This is a genomic window from Aeromonas sp. A600620, assembly GCF_029479985.1.
In the GTDB taxonomy this organism is placed as follows: domain Bacteria; phylum Pseudomonadota; class Gammaproteobacteria; order Enterobacterales; family Aeromonadaceae; genus Aeromonas; species Aeromonas veronii_A.
The window spans coordinates 51,438-75,633 of record NZ_JAAKXB010000013.1 but is presented as its reverse complement, the minus strand read 5'-3'; the positions used below and the strand labels follow the sequence as shown (position 1 = coordinate 75,633).

Below are 24,196 nucleotides of genomic sequence, written 5' to 3'. Positions count from 1 at the left end.
CGGCTCGCCTTTTTTCTGGATCCGGCTTTTTCACCAGACGTTTTTCGAACCGTTTCAAACCTAAGGAGCCTTGTGATGACCTCTCTCACGCTCACCTGCATTGGCCGCCAACAGAGCACCCACGACGTCGTGAGCTGGCAGCTGGCGCCGCTTTCCGGCAGCCTCCCACCCGTACTGGCTGGCCAGTGCATCACCCTGCACACCGAGATAGACGGCCAGCCGGAGTGCCGCGCCTATACCCTCTCCTCCAGCCCGCAGGATGCATGCTGGCAGGTCACCATCAAGGATGTGGGACGGGTCTCTCGCCATCTTCACCAGACCTTGCAGGTGGGAGACAAGATCCGGGCCGATGGTCCGTTCGGCGATTTCAACCTGACCACCTTGCCTTGCGAACGGCCACTGCTGCTCAGTGCCGGTTCCGGCATTACCCCCATGTGGTCCATGTTACGGGACGAGCTGGCCAAACGGCCGGATGCCGATATCCGCTTTATTCACAGCGCCCGCTCGCCAGCAGATGTGATCTTCGCAGAGGACTTGGATACGCTGGCAGCGGCTCATTCAGGCGTACGTCATGCCCTGATTCTGGAAGAGGCCCCAGCAGATCACCCCTGGATTGGCCGACTCACCCCAGCCATGCTGGCCGAATTGGCCCCAGACCTTCACGAACGCCATGTCTATCTCTGCGGTCCGGCCCCCTATATGGCGGCGGTCAGAACCATGCTGACGAAGCTGGGATTGCCGCCGGAGCAGCTGCATCAGGAGTCCTTCGGTCTTCCTCCCGCAGAGCCCATCAAGACCACCAGCGACCACTTCTGGCTGACCCTGAAAAAGAGCGGCAAGAAAGTGAAAATCCTGCCGGGTCAGACCCTGCTGGCGGCGCTGGAAGCGGCGGGCGAAACCATAATGGCGGCTTGTCGCGCCGGGGTATGTGGCAGCTGTCGTTGCACCACCACAGGTGACATCGAGCGCCAGAGCGTGATGACCTTAAGTGCTCAGGATCTGGAGAGCGGCGTTGCTCTAGCCTGCTCCTGCACCGCGAAAGGGGATATCAGTCTCGATTATTGAGGCGTGGTGCAGGCTTTTGTGAGGTGCGGTGAAGGCGTCATCGGTATCCCAACCTTTTCCCAAGTAGACAGGGGCGCTAGACTCGGCCCCAGTTTCACCAGAACACGGGATAAAAAATGACAATACTGGTCACAGGGGGCGCTGGCTATATCGGCTCCCACACCCTGGTTGAGCTGCTCGGCGCGGGGCAGCAGGTCGTGGTACTCGACAACCTCTCCAACTCCTCACCGGAGTCACTCAAGCGGGTCGAGCAGATCACCGGTAAACCGGTCACCTTCGTCGAAGGGGATGTGCTGGACAGAGCCTGCCTGCAGCAGCTGTTCGCCAACCACCAGATCGAATCGGTCATCCACTTCGCCGGCCTCAAGGCGGTCGGGGAGTCGAGCCAGATCCCGCTCACCTACTACCAGAACAACATCAGCGGCACTCTGGTGCTGTGCGAAGAGATGGCCAGGGCCGGCGTGTTCCGGCTGGTATTCAGCTCCTCGGCCACCGTCTATGGCGATCCCGCCTCGGTACCGCTGCGGGAAGATTTCCCCACCAGCGCCACCAACCCCTATGGTCGCTCCAAGCTGATGGTGGAGGAGATCCTGCGCGATCTCGCCAAATCCGATCCCCGCTGGGCTATCGTACTGCTGCGTTACTTCAACCCGGTCGGCGCCCACGAGAGCGGCCTGATTGGTGAAGATCCCAACGGTATCCCCAACAACCTGCTGCCCTATATCAGCCAGGTGGGTGTCGGCAAGCTCAAGGAGCTGGGGGTATTTGGCAACGACTACCCGACCCCGGATGGCACCGGCGTGCGCGACTACATCCATGTGGTGGATCTCGCCATCGGTCACCTCAAAGCGCTGGCACGCATCAAGAGCGACACCGGTGTCTTCACCTACAACCTGGGTACAGGTCAAGGCTACTCGGTACTGGAGATGGTCAAGGCGTTTGAAGCGGCCAGCGGCCGACCCATTCCCTACCAGATCAAACCCCGTCGCCCGGGCGACATCGCCGAGTGCTGGGCAGAGCCGACGCTGGCCCGTTCCGAGCTGGGCTGGCAGGCAGAGCGCGGTCTGGAGCAGATGATGGTCGATACCTGGCGCTGGCAAAGCAACAACCCGAACGGCTATCAAGGCTGATCTCTCGCGGGTTGATAACAAAACGCCCCGACATTTTCATGTCGGGGCGTTTTATTTTGCGACGTTCAATCAGTGGGTCTGACTGCGCAACAGCGGCACACGGGCCAATCGGGGGGCGAGGCGCTCTATCAGCCGATCCGCCAGCGGGGTCAGCAGCAACCAGGGCAGACAGAGGGTCGCCAGCCCCAACGCGCCGACATAGACATCGGTAAACCAGTGAGCGCCAGCCAGAATGCGCGGCGCGGAAAAGATCGGCACTATCAGCAATGCGGTGACTCCCGCCCAGCGCGGCAGATAGCGCAGGGCAAAACCGGCAAAGATCATCAGGAACAGGGCGTGATCCCCCGGGAAGCTATCACCGGAAGAGTCCTTGGTCGGAATAGCGCTGATCTGGGTCACCCGCAGCGCATCGGCCACCATCAGGGTCGGACTGGGTCGCTCCACCGGCAATCGGTGACCAAGCTGGTTGATCACCAGAGCACTCAGCAGCATCACTATGCCCATCGCTACCAGTTGGCGACGACCCGCCAGATCCCGGGCAAAGAAACAGCGGGCCAGGATCAGCCCCATACAGGCCAGCACCGCCAGATCGAACAGCCGGTTATTGGTGATAGCCACCAGATCGGCCCACAGAGCCGACTGGCCGAGCCAGCCGTTAACGGTGTGAAAAATCGCGAGGTCCCACTGATCCCAGGGACCATGAGCGGGCAGCGCAGCCCAACTGATGGCCACCAGACCACCGACCAGATAGCAAAGCAGGAACTTGCCCATGGGGACTCTCCTTTGGAAAAGGGCAATATCGTAAAACTGTAAAGTGCGTCACAAAACCGAAGAATTGTAAGAAAGTGCGACATAATATCAAGCTTCAAATAAAACCCAAAAATCCATTCAAGCCTCACACACCCCAACAGCGCCAAGATTTCTGCCTTCGGTGCTGCATCTGTGGGCCTCTCACCATGAGTGCGGCTTGTGCCACCACCGCAACACCCCCTAGAATGCGCACTTCCCTTTACTGCGAAAGGAAGCGGTATGCATATTCACATTCTCGGGATCTGCGGCACCTTTATGGGTGGTCTGGCGGTGTTGGCAAAACAGCTTGGTTACCGGGTGACCGGTTCGGATGCCAACGTCTATCCCCCCATGAGTACCCAGCTCGAGCAACAGGGCATCGAACTGACCGAAGGCTATGACCCCTCCCAACTCGATCCGGCGCCGGATCTGGTAGTGATTGGCAACGCCATGAGCCGCGGCAACCCCTGTGTTGAATATGTGCTGGACCGCAATCTACCCTACATCTCCGGCCCCCAGTGGCTGCTGGAGCACGTGCTGCAGGATCGCTGGGTGCTTGCCGTCGCCGGCACCCATGGCAAGACCACCACCGCCAGCATGCTGGCCTGGGTGCTGGAGTACGCCAAGCTGGAGCCCGGTTTCCTTATTGGCGGCGTGCCGGGCAACTTCCCGGTCTCGGCTCGTCTCGGCTCCGCCCCCTTCTTTGTCATCGAAGCGGACGAGTATGACTGCGCCTTCTTCGACAAACGCTCCAAGTTCGTCCACTACCATCCGCGCACCCTGGTGATGAACAATCTGGAGTTCGACCACGCGGACATCTTCCCGGATCTCGCCGCCATCCAGCGCCAGTTCCACCACCTGATGCGCACCGTGCCGAGCAACGGCCGGGTGCTGTTCCCGCAAGCCGATGACAACCTCACCGCCGTACGCAAGATGGGCTGCTGGAGCGAAGTGGAGCTAGTGGGTCAGAACGACGCCAAGTGGAAGGCGGTCAAGCTGGCCGATGACGGCTCCGCCTTCGAGGTGTGGCTGGATGGCGAAAAACAGGGCGAGGTGCACTGGGAGTGCATCGGCGAACACAACGTCAACAACGGTCTGATGGCCATCGCGGCCGCCCGCCATGCTGGTGTCATGGTGGAGCACGGTATTGCGGCGCTCTGCCAATTCAAATCCCCCAAACGGCGGATGGAGCTCAAAGGCGAGGTGGCTGGCATCAGTGTCTATGACGACTTTGCCCACCACCCCACCGCCATCGAGACCACTCTCGGCGGCCTGCGCGCCAAGGTGGGAGAAGCCCGTATTCTGGCGGTGCTGGAGCCACGCTCCAACACCATGAAGCTGGGGGTTCACAAGGAGGAGCTGGCTGGCTGCTTCGATGGCGCCGACGAGGTGTTCTTCTTCCAACCCCCCAACATCGGCTGGGATCTCGGCGAGGTGACGGCCCATATGACCCGACCGGCCAAGGTATTCAACGATCTGGAGACCTTGATCAACCGGCTGGTGGCCGAGAGCCGCGATGGCGACCATATTCTGATCATGAGCAACGGCGGCTTCGGTGGCATTCATGACAAGCTGATCGCCCGCCTCAAGGATTACCACGGCGAACTATGAACAACGCGATCACCCTGGCGCTGACTGGCGCCTCCGGCGCCCCCTACGCCCTGCGCCTGCTCCAGTGTCTGGTGCAGGCGGACTATCGGGTCTACCTGCTCGCCTCATCGGCGGCTCGTGTGGTACTCAAGACCGAGCAGCAACAGGATTGGCCGGGCTCGCCGAAAGAGCTCTCTGCCTATCTTTGTCGCCAATATGGCGCCAAGGAGGGGCAGATTGTCGCCTGCGGCAAGGAGGAGTGGTTCTCGCCGGTGGCCTCCGGCTCGGCCGCGCCCAAACAGATGGTGGTCTGCCCCTGCTCTATGGGCACAGTCTCGGCCATTGCCAACGGTACCTCGGACAACCTGCTAGAGCGGGCAGCGGATGTGGTGATCAAGGAGCGCGGCCAGCTGATCCTAGTACCCCGCGAAACCCCCTTCTCGGCGATCCATCTGGAGAACATGCTGAAACTGGCACGGCTCGGGGTGACCATCATGCCTGCCGCGCCCGGTTTCTATCATGAGCCGAAAAGCATCGAGGATCTGGTGGACTTTATGGTCGCCCGCATCCTCGATCATCTCGGTGTCGAGCATGAGCTGACCCACCGCTGGGGCTATGGCCACCACTGAGGTGACCGCCACATTCGGCCATAAAAAAACGGCGCCACTCAATGAGTGACGCCGTTTTTTCGTTAAGTCGTGTTAGCGAGCCTGAATTGGCGCCGTCACGTACTTGAACAGGAAATCAGTCACCTCTTGGCGCGCCGGGCGCTGAGGTTGATTGATCATCTGCATCATCACATAGCCAAAACCGGTCAGAGAGCGGGCCAGATCCTGTGCTGACAGCACGCTGGTGATCTCCCCTGCATCCATGGCGGTTTGCAGCTCGCTGGCGATCAGCTCAAGGCAGTGATCGAGCAGCCGGGTATAGCGGGGCCATACCTCTTCCCGAACCGATGAGCTCCACTCCAGCCAGATACCGGCATAATCCGGTTGATCGTAGGCGGCATCGACAGAGAGGCGTACATGACGCTGGATCTTGTCGAAAATGGAGCCCTGGTCACCGTATGCCTGCGACAGCATCTGGTTCACAAAGCGTTCGATCTCGGCCAGCACCTCATCTACCAACTCCTCGCGGGTGTTGAAATAGTTGAAGACGGTAGCCACAGAGACCTTGGCCTGTTCGGCTATCTCGGCGTGACCTGCACGGCCAATGCCGCGACGGGAGAACACCTCGATGGCACATTCCATCAATTGGGAGCGACGAGCTTCCGGCGACAGCCGGGTACGACGTCTTATTTCTGCGCGTGGTTCCATAGTTTTTATCATCTAATAGTTATTGATTATGGTGTTTATAGTATTTTAACTAATCATGCCTGAGTGCCTGCTAACTCTATCAATTAAAATAAGCCGATAAAAGCACCACGTATCTCTAGCACCCTTCAACATGAGTGGTAGAATCATCGGTTTTGATATTCATGAACGGCCAAATCCCCTTTGGCCTTATGGGAGTAAGTGATGAAACACACCGTCGAGGTGATGATCTCCGAGGCTGAAGTAGCCGCCCGGATCGCCAAATTGGGTGAAGAGATCACCGCCCGCTATCAGGGTTCTGACGAAGTCGTGATGATTGCGTTGCTGCGCGGTTCCTGCATCTTCCTGGCCGACCTCTGCCGCCAGTGCAAGCTGCCCATCACCCTGGACTTCATGACCGCCTCCAGCTACGGCTCCGGCATGCACAGCACCCGTGACGTCCGCATCCTCAAAGACCTGGACGATGACATCAAGGGCAAGGATGTGGTGATCGTGGAAGACATCATCGACACCGGTTACACCCTCAACAAGGTGCGCGAGATCCTCTCCCTGCGCGAGCCGAAATCCCTGGCCATCTGCACCCTGCTGGACAAACCCTCCCGCCGCGAAGTGCAGGTGCCGGTCGACTGGATTGGCTTCGCCATTCCGGACGAATTCGTGGTCGGCTGTGGCATCGACTACGCCCAGAAGTACCGCAACCTGCCGTTTATCGGCAAAGTGGTACCTCAGGAGTAAGCCAGGTTCAGGAATATCACGGGTGAAGCGGCCTTGCGCCCTTTACTCTGTGCAGGCGGCCTTGGCCGCCTTTTCTGTATCGAGCCGGATTCAACCATCACAGAGGTTGCAATGAACGCACTGGAAATCAGCGGCCTGAAAAAGACCTATCAGGGGGGCGTCGAAGCCCTTAAAGGCATCGATCTTACCGTCAGGCAGGGGGATTTCTTCGCCCTGCTAGGCCCGAACGGCGCGGGCAAATCCACCACCATCGGCGTCATCAGCTCGCTGGTGAACAAGAGCGCCGGCAAGGTGAAGGTGTTTGGCTACGACATCGACAGCGACCTTGAACAGGCCAAGGCCCAGCTCGGACTGGTACCGCAGGAGTTCAACTTCAGCCAGTTCGAGAAGGTGATCCAGATTGTCACCCATCAAGCCGGCTTCTACGGCGTGCCCAAGGCAGAAGCCAAGATCCGCGCCGAGAAGTACCTGCGCCAGCTCGATCTGTGGGAGAAGCGCGACATGCCAGCCCGCACCCTCTCCGGCGGCATGAAGCGCCGGCTGATGATCGCCCGCGCCCTGATGCACGAGCCCAAGCTGCTGATCCTCGATGAACCGACCGCCGGGGTCGATATCGAGATCCGCCGCTCCATGTGGACCTTCCTCAAGGATCTCAACGAGCAGGGCGTCACCATCATCCTCACTACCCACTATCTGGAAGAGGCGGAGATGCTCTGCCGCAACATCGGCATCATCGATAAGGGTCGTCTGATCGAGAACACCAGCATGAAGAATCTGCTGGGCAAGCTGGGTCGCGAGACCTTCCTGCTCGACCTTGCGCCAGGTTCTGCCGTACCTGAAGTGCCAGAGTTCAACGGCCGCATGCCGGATGAGCGCACCCTTGAAGTGGATCTCGACAAGAGCCAGTCACTCAACAGCCTGTTCGAGCAGCTGTCGAACCAGCAGGTGCAGGTCGTGAGCATGCGCAACAAGGCCAACCGACTGGAAGAGCTGTTCGTCAATCTGGTCGAAGAGGGGAGAAAAGCATGAATCTGGCCATCTATTACATCGCCTTCAAGAGCATTCTGGCCAAGGAGGTGAGCCGCTTTACCCGGATCTGGATCCAGACCCTGGTGCCACCGGCCATCACCATGAGCCTCTACTTCGTCATCTTCGGCAACCTGATCGGTTCGCGCATCGGTGACATGGGTGGCTTCACCTACATGGAGTTCATCGTGCCCGGCCTCATCATGATGTCGGTGATCACCAACTCCTACTCCAACGTCGCCTCCTCCTTCTTCAGCGCCAAGTTCCAGCGCAATATCGAGGAGATGCTGGTCGCGCCGGTGCCAAACTACGTCATCATCGCCGGTTACGTGGGCGGAGGCGTGGCACGCGGCCTCTGTGTCGGCCTTATCGTCACCCTGGTGTCGCTGTTCTTCGTGCCGCTGCAGATCCATCATCTGTTCAGCGTCTGCTTCACCGTGCTGCTGACCGCCATCCTCTTCTCGCTGGGTGGCCTTATCAACGCGGTGTTTGCCAAGACCTTCGACGACATCAGCATCATCCCCACCTTCGTGCTGACACCGCTCACCTATCTGGGTGGGGTGTTCTACTCCATCAGCCTGCTGCCCCCCTTCTGGCAGGGTGTCTCCCAGGTGAACCCCATCATCTACATGGTGAACGCGTTCCGTTACGGCTTCCTCGGCATCTCCGACGTGCCACTCGGCACCGCCTACCTCATCATCATCGGCTTTATCGTGGCCCTCTACGGTCTGGCCTGGTGGCTTATCTCCCGGGGTACCGGACTGCGCCACTGATGACCAAAACGGGCACCTCGCGGTGCCCGTTTTCATTGTCCTGCCGGCCTCGGGATGACCTAGACCCGGATGGCGTGATCCTTTAGCAGCCGGGCGGTGAGATCAAGCTTCTCGTTACGCTCGGGAACCGTGACGCCCCCCTGCTCATCGACCCGCTCCTGACCGAAAGCATCGTCGATAGCCTGCGCCATGGCGGTGCGACCAGCCGCGAGATCGGGATCGATCAGGCTCTCCTGCATCCGGATCCGGTTCTCGCTGGCCGCCAGCTGCAGTTCCTCCAACTGGGTGGCGAGAGTGACAATCCGGTTATCGACCCGCTGGGCCAGTTCGAAGAGACGGTTTTCATTCCCTGCCGCCATCGCCAGTCCATCTAGCTGCTCCCCTTTGCGCTGATCAAAGTTGCTTACCGCACGAGCAGCCAGCTCCAGTGCATACGCCTTGGTTGCCATGGCGTTGACTCCGCCCTCCCAACCGACATCGGACCCCACCCCCAGTGTCACGCCAAGGGTAGTATGAAACTTGGCTCCCTGTGGCCCGAAAGCCGCAGTGGCACCGGCCGATGCACCTACCCCCAGATTGGCGGAGGCGCGTACCTTGGCCGAAAGGCTATAGGCATCCGCATACTGACTCTTGAGCAGATTGAGCTGGGCACTCCCCTCTGCTTTCATACCAGCAAAGGCCGAGGCGTTGGCCGTTACGCTGACCACTGGCCCATTGGGCGTCATGATAGCCGCAGAACCGGCCTCCAGCTTGGCATTGGCGACCACCTCGGCAGAGCCTGCCAGCTTGGCGTTAAGCAGGTTGCCGATAGTCCAGCTCCCCTCAACCGACAGCCCCAGCCTGCTCACCAGCTCGGCACTGGCCCCGATGCGAAGCAGACTAAGGTCATGGGGCCCCGGGGTGTAACGCGAGCCGTCGGTATCATTGACGATCTTGTTCACCGGATTGAACACCAATGAGCCCTCCGCCTTGCCAATCACCAGCTCGGCCTTGGCACTCGCCTTGTTCTCCTGGGTCAGAGCCACCTTGCCGGCAAACTCTCCTACCGGTGTGTCGCGACGCCCCTCCCACTTGCCAATCTCGATCTTGGCGAAAGCCTCCACCAGCGCACTGGCACTGACCAGCCCGAGCCCGCCAAAGGCCTTCTGGCTCACAGGCTCACCCGGTTTCAGCTCCTTGCTGGCCGCAGAGAGAGGACTCTTGAGCTCGGCCCGCACACCACTCTGATAGTGCTTTCCTGATACGGCCTCTCCCTGCCAGAGCGCCTTCTCCTGCGCCTCGCGCTCAAGCCAGGGCTCATCCAGTCCATCCACAAGCGCGGTCAGCAGCTCGGTCCTGAGCAAACCAATCTCCCCCTGCTTGCTCACCTGCTGCTGAATGCTGAGATCCAGAACCTCCTTAAGGTGGCCCAGCTCCAGCAACTGGCTGTGGGTCAACAGGATATCGCGACCATTCTCCTCGGGCAGTGGCTTGCGGCTTGAGCTCACCCAGTGCGGGCAGAGCCTGACGCAAGGTCCCGCAAAACAGCTGCCACTCGTGGCTTGTTGCGACCTCTTCACGGGTCGGCGCCCGCTCCAACCGTCTCGCCATCATCCCCTCACTCACCCCGAACATCAGGTCTAGCCCCCCTTGCAGCTCCCGCTTGAACAAGTCGTTGGCCCCCTCCTGTTGCAGGCGAGCCAACTCGCTGCACCACTGGCGGATCTGCTGGTTACTCTCGATAGGCTGATTGACCCTCCCCTGTTCGTTGCAGACCCACGCCAGCTGAAATGAGGGAGGCTTGCCACCCTGTGCCAACGCCTGACGGCGGACAGCGATGTCATCGACCAGTTTTTGCAACACGGGATCCTGCTGACGGGAGCGATTCTTGCCCGAGTCGATCCAGAACTGCAGCGCCTGTTCGATCTTCGCCAGCCCGGCCAGTGAAGGTGTTGGCTGGACCTGATAGTGCCGTACCGCCTGCTTGACCGCCTTGAGTTCCGGGCTCTGCCGATGGCCAATACCGCGGCGGATCCCCCTCTCGAACTCCCGGCTACCGGCATCCAGCAGCCGTAGTCTGGCGTTGCCAAGGCGAGCAGTAGCAGGAGGTGTAGCATCAGAGCTTGTCTGCTGATGACGGCTTACATCGATATCCGGGGAGGCAATTTTCATGGCAAGAAACCTGCGTTGATGAGAGAGAAGATCCTCAGCGTACGCCGACCCCCCTTGTCACCCTGTCAGCGATGGTCCCGCTTTTTTAGGATTCGGACTGACCCGTAAAAGATGTCTGTCAGCTCACAATTTCGGCACAATCATTCGCCCCGCCGACCAAAAACGCTAAAAAAATGACGACAAGTGATAAGCAACCACCGATCAGCCGCATAGGGTGTCACTCTCTCCCTGCCCGAGGTTTGGCCATGTATCACGCTCTCATCACCGCCCTGTACACACAACTTGGACTTCCGCTTCCGGTGGCCGGACAGACAGCCACCACCCTCGCCATCAACGACGAACTGGTGCTGACGCTGGCAGAGGATGAGGGCCATCTGGTGATCTATCTGCTGCTACCGGGCCACGCCATGCCCAACACGCCCCTGCTCAACCACCTTGGCGACGAGCCGGTGTTTCTGCTGGATCAGACCGAGCAGGGAGAGACCCTGATCTGGGCCCACGAGTGGCTCGATCATCTGACGGTCGACAGCTTGCTGCTACTGCTCGAGCGGGCCATCGAGCTGGCTGCCGAACTGCTGACCCACCAGCACGACCGGGAGCAATCGACACAGCCACAGCATCCCGCCTCTACAACCGCCACCATCAGGGTCTAGCGCCCCCATTCTGGTCACTGCCCCGCAAAATCGAGATTTATCTTGTCCGGCATGGGTTTAGTCATTGCGGCTCAATCGGGAATTGTTAGAATTTACCACTCTCTATAAAGAGGTAGAACATGCCTGCGTTGTTGCGCATGCTGGCCAATCTGGCGTTGGGGGGATTCTTCCTCGCCTCCGCCGGGTTCAAGCTGGTATCCCCCGCCCTGTTCATCGAGCAGATCGGCGCCTTTGGCCTGATCTGGCCGCCGCTGATCCCGTTCGCCGCCTGGGGGCTGATCGCCCTTGAGCTCTGCGCAGGGCTTGCAGTCATCGCCAACCGGCGCTGGGGATTGTGGCTGGTGATCGGGCTGCTCGCCCTGTTTATTCCGGTGTTGGGCTATGGCGTTGCCATCGGGCTCGACATCTCTTGCGGCTGTCTAGGCAGGGCTGACCTCAGCTCGTTGCCGGAGGCCATTGTGCGGGATCTGCTGCTACTGACGCTTGCGGGCGCCCTGCTGCGAACTTCCCGCCCCGTTTTTCCCGTTCTAAAGGAGTAGTGACATGATGACATTGCGATCCCGCACCCTGCTGGCCTCGCTGATCGCCGCCAGCTTTGCCCTCGGTGGCTGTGGCGACAACCAGTTCGAGCAGGAGGTGAAGCTGGAGCAGTCGGCGGTGCAGCTGGCGCAAGAGACGCAGCAGGGGGGCTATCAGCTGCTGACCGTGGCCGAGCTGAAGACCCGGATGGACAAGGGCGAGGAGCTGGTGATCATCGACACCATGCCCTATGAGGACTCCTACAAGAAAGAGCACATCCCGGGCGCCAAGAACTTTGTCTTCGTGAAGGAGGCCAAGTCCGGCGACAACTGGAGCGAAATCGTCGAGGGGAGCGGCACGGCGGAGCAGTTCCAGGCGCTGCTGGGTGAAGACAAGTCCCGCCCGGTGGTGATCTACTGCGGCTTCGTCAAGTGCGGCCGCAGCCACAACGCAGCCGCCTGGGCGGTGACTCAGGGCTATCAGCAAGTCTATCGGGTGCCGGGCGGCATCTTCGCCTGGAAAGGAGCCGGTTACCCCGTCTCTGCCGAATAACCGCGTCTGCCCACAAGGCAACACAGCCGATATGAAAGAAGCCCGCAACTGCGGGCTTCTTTCATATTGGGCAACACTCGGAGTTAACTGGCGGCCTGCGTCTGCGGCGGCTCTGCTTGGGCCAGCGGTTGCTTGCCCAGCAACCGCTTGGTGATCATGGCCGCCATGATGGAGCCGTTGACGTTGAGGGCGGTTCGGCCCATATCCACCAGCGGCTCGATGGCGATCATCACCCCCACCAGCGCGATGGGGAAATTGAGGGTGGAGAGCACGATAAGCGCAGCGAAGGTGCCGCCACCGCCGACGCCAGCCACCCCGATGGAGCCCAGCGCAATCACCGGCAGCAGAGTCAGCAGGAACAGGGGATCAAACGGGTTGATACCGAGCATGGGAGCAATCATCGCCACCATCATGGCCGGATAGATGCCGGCGCAGCCGTTCTGGCCGAGGTTGGCACCGAACGAGGCGGCAAAGTTGGCGATGCTGGAGGGCACCCCAAGACGCTGCTGGGTCTCGATGCTGAGCGGGATGGAGGCGGCGCTGCTGCGGGAGATAAAGGCGAAGGTGAGCACGCCCCACACTTCCCGCAGATAGTGCAGCGGGTTCTGACCGATCAGCAGCAGGATCACCATGTGCACCGCAAACATCGCCAGAATGGCGACGTAGCAGACCAGGATAAAGCCGAGCAAGCTGAGGATCTCGCTAAGCGGATAGTGGGCCACCACCCGGGCGATCAGCGCCATCACCCCATAGGGGGTGAGCGCAATCACCACCCGCACCATCTTCATCACCCACAGTTGCAGGGTGTCGATGGCCACGGCGGCGCGAGCACCCGCCTGCGGATGCTCCGCCTTCAACTGCAGCAGGGCAACCCCCGCCAGCACGGTAAAGATCACCACGCCGATCACCGAGAGGCCGCGGCTACCCGCCATATCGGCGGCAAAGTTGGTGGGCACCAGCGAGAGCAGCAAGGCAGGCAGGGTCTGGGCACTGTCGATGGTGCTCATGCTCTGTTGCAGGGCTGCCGTGAGACCGCTCAGGTGGGTGATGGTCATCCCCACCACACCGGCGATCATCACCAGGGTCAGCATGGAGCCGATCAGCACGGCGCTGATCTTGCCGAGAGACTGGGCCTGCTCCAGCTTGTTGATGGCGGAGAGGATGGAGGTGAACACCAGCGGCATCATCACCACCTTGAGCAGGCTGACATAGCCGCCGCCGATGATATTGACCCACTCTAGGGTCTGCTGAACGCCGGCATCATCGGCGCCCCAGCCCAGCTGCAGACCGAGACCAAACAGCCCCCCCAGCAGCAGACCGGCGAGCACCTTGCGCGACAGCGGCACCGTGGCGGGCAGCCGGGTCAGGGCAAAACAGAGCAGACAGAAAACAAGCGATGCAATCAGGACAAACATCATGAATACCTGTAGCGGCCATCAGGCCAAAAGTGGATAGAAACGAAGGGAGATGCGGGCTGGGCCGCAGAACAAAACGCCGGAATGCAGGAGAGTGCAGGCGTCAAAAAGCAGCGGACGCCCAAGAGGGCGTCCGCTGGCAATCGGGGGTATTACTTCTTTACTGGGGCGTCGTACTGTTCGGGTTCGTCGCTATAGACGCAGACATTCCACTTGGCAGCCAAACCATCTTCCGCCAGGCAGTAACGCTCGAAGAAAGCCTTGATCTCCGCGCGCTGGCAGTGGGCTTCGAAAGCCGCCATATCTTGCCAAATCTCGTTGAACACGATGGGAAAACTTTCCCCCTCGGCAAACGGGCTCGCGATGTGGCGGGTCACCCGATATTGCAGGCAACCATCCTCACGCAGGGTGTTGGGCTCGAGCGCCTGCAGCACCTGAAACAGGGCTTGCTCCTGACCGGGTTTGGGCAGGAATTGGGCAATGCAGTAAACCTTCTTGGACATGGGGTCCTCCTGGTTGTGGCGGGCTCAGGCTTGCTGCAGCGTGACCACTTGATTGTCGATAAGGCGGGCCTTGCCAAGATAAGCGGCCATCAGGATCACCAGCTGCGCGCTCTCGTCAGTGGCAGATTCGAGGGTGGCGGCATCGACGATGTTGATGGCATCGGTACGAAAACCGGCATTGTCGAGACGCTGGCTGGCCTGCGCCACCAAGGAGGGCAGGTGGTGGTCACCCGCTTCAATCTGCTCGGCGATCCAGTTCATGGTGCGCGCCAGCTCGGGGGCAATGGCCCGCTCGGCGGCAGTCAGGTAGCCGTTGCGGGAAGAGAGCGCCAGCCCGTCTTCGGCCCGCACGGTGGGCACGCCAACGATCTCGATGGGCATCGCCATGTCGGCCACCATCTTGCGAATAAGCGCCAGCTGCTGGTAATCCTTCTGGCCAAAGCAGGCCACATCAGGCTGCACCAGATTGAACAGCTTGGTAACGACTGTACTGACCCCGCGGAAGTGACCCGGGCGCAGCGCCCCCTCCAGCAGATTGGAGAGACCCGGCACCTCGACGAAGGTCTGGCTCGCCAGCCCCTGCGGATACATGATCTCCGGGGTCGGGGTGAACACCATATCGACCCCGGCCGCTTCCAGCGCAGCGCAATCCTGCTCCAGAGTGCGCGGGTAGTTGGCAAGATCCTCGGCCTTGTCGAACTGCATCGGGTTGACGAAGATGCTGACCACCACCTTCTCGGCATGGCTGTGCGCCTCTTTCACCAGCGTCAGGTGGCCCTGATGCAGGTTGCCCATGGTGGGCACGAATGCGATGGCACGCCCTTCACGGCGCCATTGGCTGATCTGCTCACGCAGAACGACGGGATTATTTACGACCAACATCAGCAGTTCACCTTCCGATAAATCAAAAAGAGAGACGGGTTGCATCTACCGGTAGCACTCGGGCGGGATGAAGCACGAAAATGGCTATCAGCAGTTCACCTTAGATGAATCAATAAGATACGGATTAGCTATACGGGTTAACTGTGCGAGGCTGAGAAGCAGAGACGGGGGCCGCAGCCCCCATCATGCAACTGCCAGGGTCAGTTGAAGCTGTGCTCCGGGCCGGGGAAACTCCCCTCGCTCACCTGCTGGACATAGAGGCGGATGGCGGCACGGACATCGCCGGTCTCGGCCAGGAAGTTCTTGGTGAACTTGGGCACATAGCCAGAGGTGACGCCAAAGGCATCGTGCATCACCAAAATTTGACCATCGGTCGCGGGGCCGGCACCAATGCCAATCACCGGGATGCGAAGCGCCTTGGTGATGCGCTCGGCCAGCGCAGTGGGCACACACTCGAGCACCAGCAGCTGGATACCGGCCGCTTGCAGTTCGAGGGCCTGGCGGTAGATCTCCTGCGCCTGAAACTCGTCACGCCCCTGCACCTTGAAGCCGCCAAAGACATGAACGGATTGCGGGGTGAGACCGAGGTGACCACACACAGGCACCCCGTTGCGGGTAAGGTGACGGATAGAGTCACAGAGCCAGTCGCCCCCTTCCATCTTGACCATGCGGGCACCGGCCGCCATCAGGCGGGCAGCGTTCTGGTAAGTCTGCTCGGGGGTGGCGTAGCTCATGAACGGCATGTCGGCGACCACCAGTGCCTTGCTGGCACCGCGCGCCACACAGCGGGTGTGATAGACCATCTCATCCATGTTGACCGCCAGGGTATCCTGACCCCCTTGCAGCACCATGCCCAGCGAATCGCCGATAAGCAGCACGTGGGCCCCCTCGTCGTCGAACAGCTTGGCAAAGGTGGCATCATAGGCGGTGATGGCGGTGAACTTTTGACCTTCCTGCTTCATCTTCAGCAGGCTGGCGGTGGTGATCTTGCTCATAGAGGCTCCTGTACGTCTGCACGCGGGGCAATGATGGCCAAATCATTGTGCGGGCAGCGGGCAACCAGTCGGGCGAGCGGGGTGCCGCAGGGCAGCACCAGAGCAGGCGCAATTTCGGCAAGAGGCAGCAGCACGAACTCCCGCTCCTTCATGCCGTAGTGGGGTACGATCAGGCGCTCATGGTTGATCACCTGATCCCCATAGAGCAGCAGATCGAGATCCAGAGTTCTCGGCCCCCACCGCTCATCTTTGCGCACACGTCCCTGTTCCAGCTCGATTTTTTGTAATTGATCCAGCAGCGCAAGGGGTGCGAGCCGGGTGTTGAGCCGGACCACGGCATTGACGTAGTCCGGTTGGTCAGCAGGCCCCATGGGGCGGCTGCTGTAAAACGACGAGGCCTGCACCAGCACAGATTCCGGCAACCTTGCCAGGGCGGCAACGGCGCGACGAGCCTGACCCAGCGGATCAGACAGGTTGGAACCAATGGCGATGAAGACCTCGGTCATCACGTCTGTGGTCACTCGGCCGTTTTCGGTTTACGACGGCGCGGGCGGCGGCGGTTGCGGCTGTTGCTGCTGCGCTTCTCGCCATCGTGGCTACGGGCTTCGCCGGCCCGACCGCGCTCACCGCTGGCCGGGCGACGGGTCGCTTCACGCTGCAGTTGCGGGCGCACATCCGGATTGGAGGCAACATAGCGCTCCCACCAGCTGGCCAGCTCGCCGAGACCGCGCTCGACCCGGTTGCGCAGCAACAGGAAGTCGAACGCCGCGCGGAACTTGGGATGCTCCATGGCGCGCTCGGGGTGCTTGCCCTGACGACGGGTCAGACGCTGTTGTAGTGCCCAGATGTCGCGGACATCGGTGGTGAAACGGCGGGGAACGGCGATGATCCGCACCTGATTGTCCAGCACCTCGTTGATCGCCAGCATGAAGGCGTCATACCAGGGCAGGCCGCTCTCGTTCTCCAGCACCCGACCACGGGCCTCGACGCAGCCCCACAGCAGGGTGGCGTAGAGGAAGGCGGGGGTGACGCGCTTATCTTCACGAACCCGGGTATCGGTATCGATCAGCGCCTGCTCGATAAACTGCTCGTAGGGCGAGTTGCCGTGCGGGGTAAACAGCGCAGCTACTTGCGGGAAGAGCTGCTGGAACAGACCATACTCGCGCAGCAGCTTGTAGGTCGCCAGACCGTCGCCAGCCAGGAACAGCTTGAGGGTCTCCTCAAACAGGCGGGCAGCCGGGATGTCTTGCAGCAGTGGCGCCAGCTCCTTGATGGGGGCGGCGGTTCGCGGGCTGATGGTCATATCCAGCTTGGCGGCAAAGCGCACGGCGCGCAGCATGCGCACCGGATCTTCACGATAACGGGTTTCGGGATCGCCGATCAGCTCAAGCTTCCGCTCGGCCAAATCTTCCAGCCCGCCCTCGAAATCGTGCAGGGTGAAATCTTTGGCGCTGTAGTAGAGGGCGTTGACGGTAAAGTCGCGGCGCTCGGCATCCTCTTCGATGGTGCCGTAGACGTTGTCGCGCAGCAGCATGCCTTCATCAGACTGGGCCGACACATGTTTGCTGGTATTGACCTGATGGTGGTGACCCCGGAAGGTGGCCACTTCGATCACGTCACGACCAAAGACAATGTGGGCCAGGCGGAAACGACGGCCAATCAGGCGGCAGTTGCTGAACAGCGCCTTGATCTGCTCCGGCGTCGCATCGGTTGCGATGTCGAAATCCTTGGGCGTCTTCCCGAGCAGCAGATCCCGGACTCCGCCGCCGACCAGGTAGGCCTCATAGCCCCCTTTGTTCAGGCGATAGAGCACCTTGAGTGCATTCTCGCTGATCTCTTTGCGCGAAATAGGGTGCTGATCACGGCTTAAGGTACGACGTTGACCGGCGACACGGGCTGGAATGGGGGATTCCACCGACTGCTCGCCGTCTTCCTTGCCGAGCACCTTGCGGCAAAAGTTTGCGATCTGGGAAAAAATGGTACACCTCTTCATGACTTCTAAATTGACGGGAGGCCAAAAAATAGCGGCCTATCATAGCTCACGCCTAACCAAATGAAAAACCGTGACGGCAATTGATCCCGTTTGAATCGGCGTTGCCGGAAAAAATAGCGGTCTATTCCGATAGCTCACACCTGACCAAATGAAAAACCGTGACGGCAATTGATCCCGTTTGAATCGGTGTTGCCGGAAAAAATAGCGGTCTATTCCGATAGCTCACGCCTAACCAAATGAAAAACCGTGACGGTAATTGATCCCGTTTGAATCGGCGTTGCCGGAAAAAAATAGCGGTCATTCACTGCCATCAAACCGGCCATTGCCCTTTTAGCGCCTGTCGGCACGGCAACAAGGCGGCTATGGCACCAACCCCGTCACTATAAATTTAATTTATGGTTTTTCGGGAAATGACCCAATTCCACCTTATACCTAACCGGATCCGCGGCGCAGCGTCCGATGTTCTCTCTTGCCTGCTCTCGAAAGCCTGCGCCCGATCCGCTCAAGCCGACTCGCGCAGCGCTTCACCTTCTCACCTTGCTTTTGGCTTTGGCTGCCAGATTTAGCCGGCAACCAACGGAATCTTCTCGCTGGCGGGCACCCGGGCCAGCTGCCAGTGGGCGATGCCCCAGCCGATGATCTCGTCGATCCGGCTTGCCATCAGCTCCGGCGGCGGGCACTGGCCGAGGAAGTGCAGCGCCTGCCACAGGGCCGGTCGCACCTCATCGAGCGCCAGGGCCGGCGCATGGTTCTGCTTGGAGAGCTTGTTGCCATCTGCCAGCACCACCAGCGGCAGATGCACCCAGTCCGGCACCGCTGCCCCCAGGGTCTGGTAGAGGGCAATCTGACGCACCGTCGGCTCCAGCAGGTCGGCGCCGCGCACTATCTCGGTGATGCCGCTGTCCATGTCATCCACCACCACCGCCAGGTTGTAGGCGTAGAGCCCGTCGCGGCGGCGGATAATGAAATCCTCCTCGGCGAGCGCCGCCGGCACCGCGATATGGCCCTGCAAGCGATCATCGAAGTGGTAGACCGGATGGTGCTGGCGCAGCCGGGCGGCGCAACCTTCGGCCGCAAGTCCCAGCGTGCGGCAGTGGCCGCTGTAGAGACCGCCCGCGGCCATGATTTCGCGCCGGGTGCAACGGCACCAGTAGAGGTCCCCCGCCCGATAGAGCTGGTCGATGATCTCGTCATAACGGCCGTGGCGCGCGCTCTGGAACATCACCTCCCCATCCCACTCGAGGCCATATGCCTCAAGAGTCTTGAGGATCAGGTGCGCTGCCCCTGCCATTTCCCGCGGCGGATCGATATCTTCGATGCGTACCAACCAACGTCCCTGCTGCGCTCTGGCCTGCAAAAAGCTGCCGAGGGCGGCGATCAGCGAACCGAAATGAAGCGGGCCTGAGGGTGAGGGGGCAAAGCGGCCGACATAGGGGCGCGCAAGGGGTGAGGACGGGGAATTCACTAGCATGACTGTTCGGGTAAGCGATTCATTGAGGCTGCATTCTGGGGCGCGACCGCCAAAAGCTCAATAAAAAAGGGAGCCCGCGAGCTCCCTTTTTCATATACCAGAGGGTCGGGATCAACCGGCCATCTGTTTTTCCTTGATCTCGGCCAGCGTCTTGCAATCGACACAGAGGTCGGCAGTCGGACGGGCTTCCAGACGACGGATACCGATCTCGATACCGCAGTGTTCGCAGTAACCGAAATCATCGTCTTCAAGCAGCTGCAAGGTCTTCTCGATCTTCTTGATCAGCTTGCGTTCACGGTCGCGGGTACGCAGTTCAAGAGCGAACTCTTCTTCTTGCGCGGCACGATCTACGGGATCCGGGAAGTTGGCAGCCTCGTCTTTCATATGGTCGACGGTACGATCAACTTCCTGCATCAGTTGGTTGCGCCAGGCACCCAGGATCTTGCGAAAATGCGCCTTTTGTTGGTCATTCATGTACTCCTCACCCGGCTTTTCCTGGTAAGGCGCGACACCCGCAATGGCCAGGGGGCCCAGAGATTTCCTGTTTTCGCCTGTTGGCATGCCCTGTCTCCTAATTCAGCACGCTACCCGTGCCATCCATAAATTGAGGGCGACATCTATAGCAGAAGGGTAACGGGTAAGCAAACAAGCCGTACCAATAATGTTACCCACTCCAATATTTATGCACTCCCCTCGGGTAACAGGTGACCAGATTCAAACGGGATAAACCCTTGAGCCACCATGCCTTGCACCCCAACATGGGGCCGATAGCATAAAATTTCAACCCCCGCCGCGATTGCCTGCTCAATTAGCAGACTATAGTGCGGATCTATATGGGTTGCAGGGCGCATCCGGCTTATTCCGGAGTGCAGCACCATAAAGAGCAGCACGGCCCTGTGGCCCGCCGCTTTCATCGCCATCAACTCGCGCAAATGCTTTGCTCCACGGGCAGTGACCGCATCGGGGAAGTAGCCCATGCCAGCCTCCTCCCGCTCGTCGAGCAGGGTGACCGATTTTACCTCGACGTAACAATTGCCCTTTTCGTCATCTTCCAGCAAGAGATCGATGCGACTGTTCTCTTCGCCATACTTCACCTCGGTGCGCAACCGGCTGTACCCCGCCAGCGGAGCGATGGCCTCCTGCTCGATCAGCTCCCGGGCAATCTGGTTGGCGCGCGCCGTGTTGACGCAGATAAAGTGGCCCGCCGTGCTCTCGGCGATCTCCCAGCTGTTGGGCAGCTTGCGCTTGGGGTTGTCGGAGGTGGAGTACCAGACCCGGGTGCCCGGATCGGCACAACCGGTCATGGCACCGGTATTGGCGCAGTGAATAGTGATGACCTCGCCGTTATCGAGTTGCACATCGGTCAGAAAGCGCTTGTAGCGGGCCACCAGCTGGCCCGATTGCAAGGGGGGATCAAAGATCACGGGTTAGCCCTCCGCGCGTCTTCTTTTACCCGGGCCTGCAGCGGCCAGCAGGCAAGCGGCTCGTAGCGCACCCCGTCCGGAGTCGAGATGGATTGATAGAGGCAGAACTCATCGGCCTGCAGCAGAAAATTTGGGGCAGGCAGGATGGCAGGGGCCTCGACCGCCTTGCGCGACAGGGTGACATGGGGGCGATAACCCTGCTCGCCATTGCCAAGACGCAACTTCTCACCGTGGCGGCGCAGCGCCTTCGCCAGCACGGTCAGCTCGTTGGGCCACTCCTTCGGGCCAATCCAGGCGGCCTTGGCCCGGCTGAACCAGCCGGTCTCATCCAGCCTGATGGAGAGCGGCGGACAGTGCTGACGCTCCACGGCGGCGATCAGGCGGCGGGTGGTCAACTCGTCAGCCTCACCCAGAAATGCCAGGGTCAGGTGGAGGTTGGCTTGCGGCACCGGCTGACCGGGCCAGGGCAGCTGATCGCGCCAGGCGATGAGCTCGGGGGCGAGCTCCTTGACGGGCAGGGCAAAGAAGAGTTTGGCCATGTGGTGATAATGCCTTTTTCACGCTCATTGGATGGACCCATTCTATGGCAGCCATTCGGCCATGTCTCGCCAGCCTCCCGCCCGAGTGGCCATCTGCGCACATCCACTCACGGTGGCGCGGGTGGCTGTGGCAGAATAGGCGCCGTTTTACCGGTTGCTACAAAAGGTGCTCATCGCTTTGTCCCAGCTCCCCATCGTTTCGGTATTGCCCGAACTCTTTGCCGCCCTCGACAGCCACACCAGCGTGATCCTGCAGGCGCCCCCAGGCGCAGGCAAATCGACCCTGCTGCCGCTGGAGCTGGTGCGTCAGAACCGGCTGCCCGGCCGCATCATCATGCTGGAACCAAGGCGCCTGGCTGCGCGCAATATCGCCACTTTTCTGGCCCGTCAGCTGGGGGAGAAGGTGGGCAAGCGCATCGGCCTGCGGGTACGCGGCGAGAGCCGCACCAGCTCAGCGACCCGGCTCGAGATCGTCACCGAAGGGGTGCTGACCCGGATGTTGCAGCAGGACCCTGAGCTGACTGGCGTCTCGCTGGTCATCTTCGATGAGTTCCACGAACGCAGCCTGCACGCCGATACCGCGCTGGCTTTCGCCATCGAGAGCCAACAGGGATTGCGCGATGATCTCAAGCTCCTGGTGATGTCCGCTACCCTGGATGGCATGGCACTCGAGACCTTGCTGCCGGATGCCCCTGTGGTTCGCTCCGAGGGGCGTGGCTTCCCTATCGATTACCACTACCGCCCCGCCAATCGCCAGCAGTGGCTGGATCCGCAGGTCGGCGCCGTGGTACTCGAAGCGCTGGCCGCCCACCGCGGCAGCCTGCTGGTCTTTCTGCCGGGACAGGGTGAGATCGAGCGGTTGGCGCAATGGTTGGCAGACAAACTGCCGGACGACGTGACCCTCGCCCCCCTCTACGGCCGCCTCGATATGGCGGCCCAGCAGGCAGCCATCGAACCAGCGCCTGCCGGCCGCCGTAAACTGGTGCTCACCACCAATGTGGCGGAGACCTCCCTCACCATCGAAGGGATTTCGGTGGTGATCGACAGCGGGCTGGAACGACGGGCTTCCTATGATCTGAAAAGCGGTGTCACCCGACTGGAGACCCGCCCCATCGCCAAAGCCTCCGCCATCCAGCGGGCAGGCCGCGCCGGTCGTCTCGGCCCCGGCGTCTGCTACCGGCTCTGGAGCAGCGAGGTGCAGGAGCGGCTCGCCGAGCAGAGCCCGCCAGATATCCTCACTCAGGAGCTGACCGGCCTGCTGCTGGATGCCGCCCAGTGGGGGGCAAAGGTGGAAGATCTGCCGCTGCTGGACATGCCCCCCGCCGCTGCGGTGGCCAGCGCCCAGCGGCTGCTGGTGGATCTTGGCGCCATGAAGCCGGAGGGTGAGCAACAACTCACTGCCGCTGGCCGCGCCATGGCGGCCTTCGGTACCCACCCTCGGCTCGCCCGCATGCTGCTGCGCGCCCGCGAGCTGGAAGCTGAAGGTCTGACAGGGATTGTCGCCGATGCCGCTTATCTGGTGGCGTTGCAGGAAGAAGATCTGCGAGGATCGGAGCGCCTCTCTGTGCTGTTCCACCGCCGTCAAAACGCTCTGCGTCAGGGGGCGCTCCGCTGGTTTGAACGGCTTGGCGTGCGCCCTGCCAATGCACAGGGTCAGTGGCTGGGGCTGATCTGTGCCCTCGCCTGGCCGGATCGCATCGGCAAACTGCGTAGCGGCAGTCGCTATCAACTCAGTGGTGGGGTGAGCTGCGATCTGGTAGAAGGTCATCCCTGTCAGGGACAAGCCGCCCTCATCGCCATTGAGATGGGGCAGAACGATCGCGGCAGCCGCATCTTTATCGCCGAACCGGTCGATCTGGACGAGCTGGTACGCCTGCTGCCGGAACTGGTGAGCGAACGGCAGTGGTTCGACTGGGATGAACGTGAAGAGCGGGTGCGCGCCGAACGCCAGCAGGTGATCGGCGAGCTGGTGCTGAGCCAGCGACCGCTGACCGAACTCTCTGACGAGCAGAAAGGGCGCTGCCTGCTGCAAGGCATTCGCCGCAAGGGGCTGCATGTGCTGCCGTGGGACGAGAGCAGCGAAGGGCTGCTGGCCCGTCTACGCTGTGCCCGCGACTGGCTGCCCGATGAGGGGTGGCCAGCCATGGATGACGACAGCCTGCTGGCCACCCTCGAACAGTGGCTGCTGCCAGCGGTGAGCGGCATGACCCGGCTTGAGCAGTTGAAAAAGCTCAACCTCGGCGACATCCTGCGCCAATCCCTGCCCTGGCCGCAGCCCAAGCGGCTGGACGAGGCGCTGCCGAGCCACTTTGCAGCGCCCACCGGCAGCCGGGTGCGGATCCGCTATCAGCCCGGGCAGGCACCGGTAATCCCGGTGCGCATTCAGGAGATGTTCGGTCAAGGTTCGACCCCCTGCGTGGCAGATGGCAGGGTGCCGCTGGTGGTAGAGCTGCTCTCCCCCGCCCAGCGACCACTGCAGATCACCGCCGACCTGGCCGCCTTCTGGGCTGGCTCCTACGAGCAGGTGAAGAAAGAGATGAAGGGGCGCTATCCCCGCCACTACTGGCCGGATAATCCGCTGGAAGCGATGCCGACCAAGGTCACCAAAAAGAAGATGGGCATCTAGGTTCGGCGGGTTAATCCCGCTCGAACGTTCGCGAATGCGACATAACAAGTAG

The 24,196-nt window shown here is 60.9% G+C and carries 25 protein-coding genes; 11 read left to right on the top strand and 14 right to left on the bottom strand.

The genetic code is table 11. The features are described from left to right. Window positions 1-75: 75 nt before the first annotated feature. Complete coding sequence (locus G5533_RS15725) at window positions 76-1,065, top strand: FAD-binding oxidoreductase (protein ID WP_441255036.1); 990 nt, start codon at window positions 76-78, stop codon at window positions 1,063-1,065. Window positions 1,066-1,181: 116 nt separating this feature from the next. Continuing rightward, window positions 1,182-2,195 carry a UDP-glucose 4-epimerase GalE gene (galE, locus tag G5533_RS15720; RefSeq protein WP_421206921.1) on the top strand — a complete coding sequence of 338 codons (1,014 nt, stop codon included), beginning with the start codon at window positions 1,182-1,184 and terminating at the stop codon, window positions 2,193-2,195. A 69-nt stretch (window positions 2,196-2,264) separates the two neighbouring features. Here galE and G5533_RS15715 read toward each other — a convergent pair whose 3' ends face one another. After that, window positions 2,265-2,966, bottom strand: a complete 702-nt coding sequence (locus tag G5533_RS15715; protein ID WP_421255532.1) for a phosphatase PAP2 family protein — start codon at window positions 2,964-2,966, stop codon at window positions 2,265-2,267. Between the two features lie 258 nt (window positions 2,967-3,224). Between G5533_RS15715 and mpl the strand changes: the two genes are divergently transcribed. Further along, complete coding sequence (gene mpl / locus G5533_RS15710) at window positions 3,225-4,595, top strand: UDP-N-acetylmuramate:L-alanyl-gamma-D-glutamyl-meso-diaminopimelate ligase (protein WP_118854605.1); 1,371 nt, start codon at window positions 3,225-3,227, stop codon at window positions 4,593-4,595. Next, entirely contained in the window at window positions 4,592-5,203 is a 612-nt protein-coding gene (locus G5533_RS15705) for a flavin prenyltransferase UbiX (RefSeq protein ID WP_128815641.1), read from the top strand. Before mpl ends, G5533_RS15705 begins: the two co-directional genes overlap by 4 nt. 72 nt (window positions 5,204-5,275) lie before the next feature. Here G5533_RS15705 and G5533_RS15700 read toward each other — a convergent pair whose 3' ends face one another. Then, on the bottom strand, window positions 5,276-5,890 hold the full coding sequence (locus G5533_RS15700; RefSeq protein ID WP_042079938.1) for a TetR/AcrR family transcriptional regulator: 615 nt from the start codon (window positions 5,888-5,890) through the stop codon (window positions 5,276-5,278). Between the two features lie 201 nt (window positions 5,891-6,091). On the opposite strand from G5533_RS15700, the gene hpt reads away from it, so the two are divergent. The 3 genes from hpt (at window position 6,092) to G5533_RS15685 (ending at window position 8,421) form a co-directional block, all read left to right on the top strand. Beyond that, the gene (gene hpt / locus G5533_RS15695; RefSeq protein ID WP_005362861.1) at window positions 6,092-6,622 is read left to right on the top strand and encodes a hypoxanthine phosphoribosyltransferase; all 531 of its coding nucleotides are present in this window, start codon (window positions 6,092-6,094) and stop codon (window positions 6,620-6,622) included. A gap of 111 nt (window positions 6,623-6,733) precedes the next feature. After that, window positions 6,734-7,651: an ABC transporter ATP-binding protein gene (locus G5533_RS15690; protein ID WP_005354634.1), complete on the top strand. Its 918-nt coding sequence runs from the start codon at window positions 6,734-6,736 to the stop codon at window positions 7,649-7,651. Further along, the gene (locus tag G5533_RS15685; RefSeq protein WP_236294737.1) at window positions 7,648-8,421 is read left to right on the top strand and encodes an ABC transporter permease; all 774 of its coding nucleotides are present in this window, start codon (window positions 7,648-7,650) and stop codon (window positions 8,419-8,421) included. Before G5533_RS15690 ends, G5533_RS15685 begins: the two co-directional genes overlap by 4 nt. Before the next feature lie 59 nt (window positions 8,422-8,480). Here G5533_RS15685 and G5533_RS15680 read toward each other — a convergent pair whose 3' ends face one another. Continuing rightward, on the bottom strand, window positions 8,481-9,908 hold the full coding sequence (locus tag G5533_RS15680) for a hypothetical protein (RefSeq protein WP_441255035.1): 1,428 nt from the start codon (window positions 9,906-9,908) through the stop codon (window positions 8,481-8,483). Continuing rightward, window positions 9,820-10,572, bottom strand: coding sequence for a hypothetical protein (locus G5533_RS15675; RefSeq protein WP_441255034.1), 753 nt, complete (start codon window positions 10,570-10,572; stop codon window positions 9,820-9,822). The genes G5533_RS15680 and G5533_RS15675 overlap by 89 nt, the downstream gene beginning before the upstream one ends. Before the next feature lie 245 nt (window positions 10,573-10,817). Here G5533_RS15675 and G5533_RS15670 point away from each other — a divergent pair, with 245 nt between their 5' ends. The 3 genes from G5533_RS15670 to G5533_RS15660 all read left to right on the top strand — a co-directional run bounded on the left by G5533_RS15670 (window position 10,818) and on the right by G5533_RS15660 (window position 12,296). Then, window positions 10,818-11,225, top strand: coding sequence for a hypothetical protein (locus G5533_RS15670; RefSeq protein ID WP_421206913.1), 408 nt, complete (start codon window positions 10,818-10,820; stop codon window positions 11,223-11,225). Between the two features lie 119 nt (window positions 11,226-11,344). Further along, window positions 11,345-11,764 carry a MauE/DoxX family redox-associated membrane protein gene (locus G5533_RS15665; RefSeq protein ID WP_160881351.1) on the top strand — a complete coding sequence of 140 codons (420 nt, stop codon included), beginning with the start codon at window positions 11,345-11,347 and terminating at the stop codon, window positions 11,762-11,764. Window positions 11,765-11,768: 4 nt separating this feature from the next. Continuing rightward, complete coding sequence (locus tag G5533_RS15660) at window positions 11,769-12,296, top strand: rhodanese-like domain-containing protein (RefSeq protein WP_042063117.1); 528 nt, start codon at window positions 11,769-11,771, stop codon at window positions 12,294-12,296. 83 nt (window positions 12,297-12,379) lie between these two features. On the opposite strand, the gene G5533_RS15655 is transcribed toward G5533_RS15660, so the two are convergent. The 10 genes from G5533_RS15655 to thpR form a co-directional block, all read right to left on the bottom strand. Further along, window positions 12,380-13,711 carry a cation:dicarboxylate symporter family transporter gene (locus G5533_RS15655; protein WP_441255032.1) on the bottom strand — a complete coding sequence of 444 codons (1,332 nt, stop codon included), beginning with the start codon at window positions 13,709-13,711 and terminating at the stop codon, window positions 12,380-12,382. Between the two features lie 152 nt (window positions 13,712-13,863). Further along, complete coding sequence (locus G5533_RS15650; protein ID WP_005354654.1) at window positions 13,864-14,214, bottom strand: putative quinol monooxygenase; 351 nt, start codon at window positions 14,212-14,214, stop codon at window positions 13,864-13,866. Between the two features lie 24 nt (window positions 14,215-14,238). Then, on the bottom strand, window positions 14,239-15,096 hold the full coding sequence (gene panC, locus G5533_RS15645) for a pantoate--beta-alanine ligase (RefSeq protein ID WP_421309697.1): 858 nt from the start codon (window positions 15,094-15,096) through the stop codon (window positions 14,239-14,241). Between the two features lie 200 nt (window positions 15,097-15,296). Beyond that, window positions 15,297-16,091, bottom strand: a complete 795-nt coding sequence (gene panB, locus G5533_RS15640; protein ID WP_128815565.1) for a 3-methyl-2-oxobutanoate hydroxymethyltransferase — start codon at window positions 16,089-16,091, stop codon at window positions 15,297-15,299. Beyond that, window positions 16,088-16,597 carry a 2-amino-4-hydroxy-6-hydroxymethyldihydropteridine diphosphokinase gene (folK, locus tag G5533_RS15635; RefSeq protein WP_216980231.1) on the bottom strand — a complete coding sequence of 170 codons (510 nt, stop codon included), beginning with the start codon at window positions 16,595-16,597 and terminating at the stop codon, window positions 16,088-16,090. The genes panB and folK overlap by 4 nt, the downstream gene beginning before the upstream one ends. 11 nt (window positions 16,598-16,608) lie before the next feature. Next, a complete protein-coding gene (gene pcnB, locus G5533_RS15630) occupies window positions 16,609-18,084 on the bottom strand; it encodes a polynucleotide adenylyltransferase PcnB (protein WP_421255536.1) in 1,476 nt (491 codons plus the stop codon). A gap of 562 nt (window positions 18,085-18,646) precedes the next feature. Then, window positions 18,647-19,555, bottom strand: a complete 909-nt coding sequence (gluQRS, locus tag G5533_RS15625; RefSeq protein WP_421309698.1) for a tRNA glutamyl-Q(34) synthetase GluQRS — start codon at window positions 19,553-19,555, stop codon at window positions 18,647-18,649. A gap of 111 nt (window positions 19,556-19,666) precedes the next feature. Beyond that, a complete protein-coding gene (gene dksA / locus G5533_RS15620; protein ID WP_005335644.1) occupies window positions 19,667-20,116 on the bottom strand; it encodes an RNA polymerase-binding protein DksA in 450 nt (149 codons plus the stop codon). A gap of 119 nt (window positions 20,117-20,235) precedes the next feature. Continuing rightward, entirely contained in the window at window positions 20,236-20,979 is a 744-nt protein-coding gene (gene sfsA, locus G5533_RS15615; RefSeq protein ID WP_421255538.1) for a DNA/RNA nuclease SfsA, read from the bottom strand. Beyond that, on the bottom strand, window positions 20,976-21,518 hold the full coding sequence (gene thpR / locus G5533_RS15610) for an RNA 2',3'-cyclic phosphodiesterase (RefSeq protein ID WP_201939158.1): 543 nt from the start codon (window positions 21,516-21,518) through the stop codon (window positions 20,976-20,978). Before thpR ends, sfsA begins: the two co-directional genes overlap by 4 nt. A 178-nt stretch (window positions 21,519-21,696) precedes the next feature. Between thpR and hrpB the strand changes: the two genes are divergently transcribed. Continuing rightward, a complete protein-coding gene (hrpB, locus tag G5533_RS15605) occupies window positions 21,697-24,144 on the top strand; it encodes an ATP-dependent helicase HrpB (RefSeq protein ID WP_421255539.1) in 2,448 nt (815 codons plus the stop codon). The last annotated feature ends 52 nt before the right edge of the window (window positions 24,145-24,196 follow it).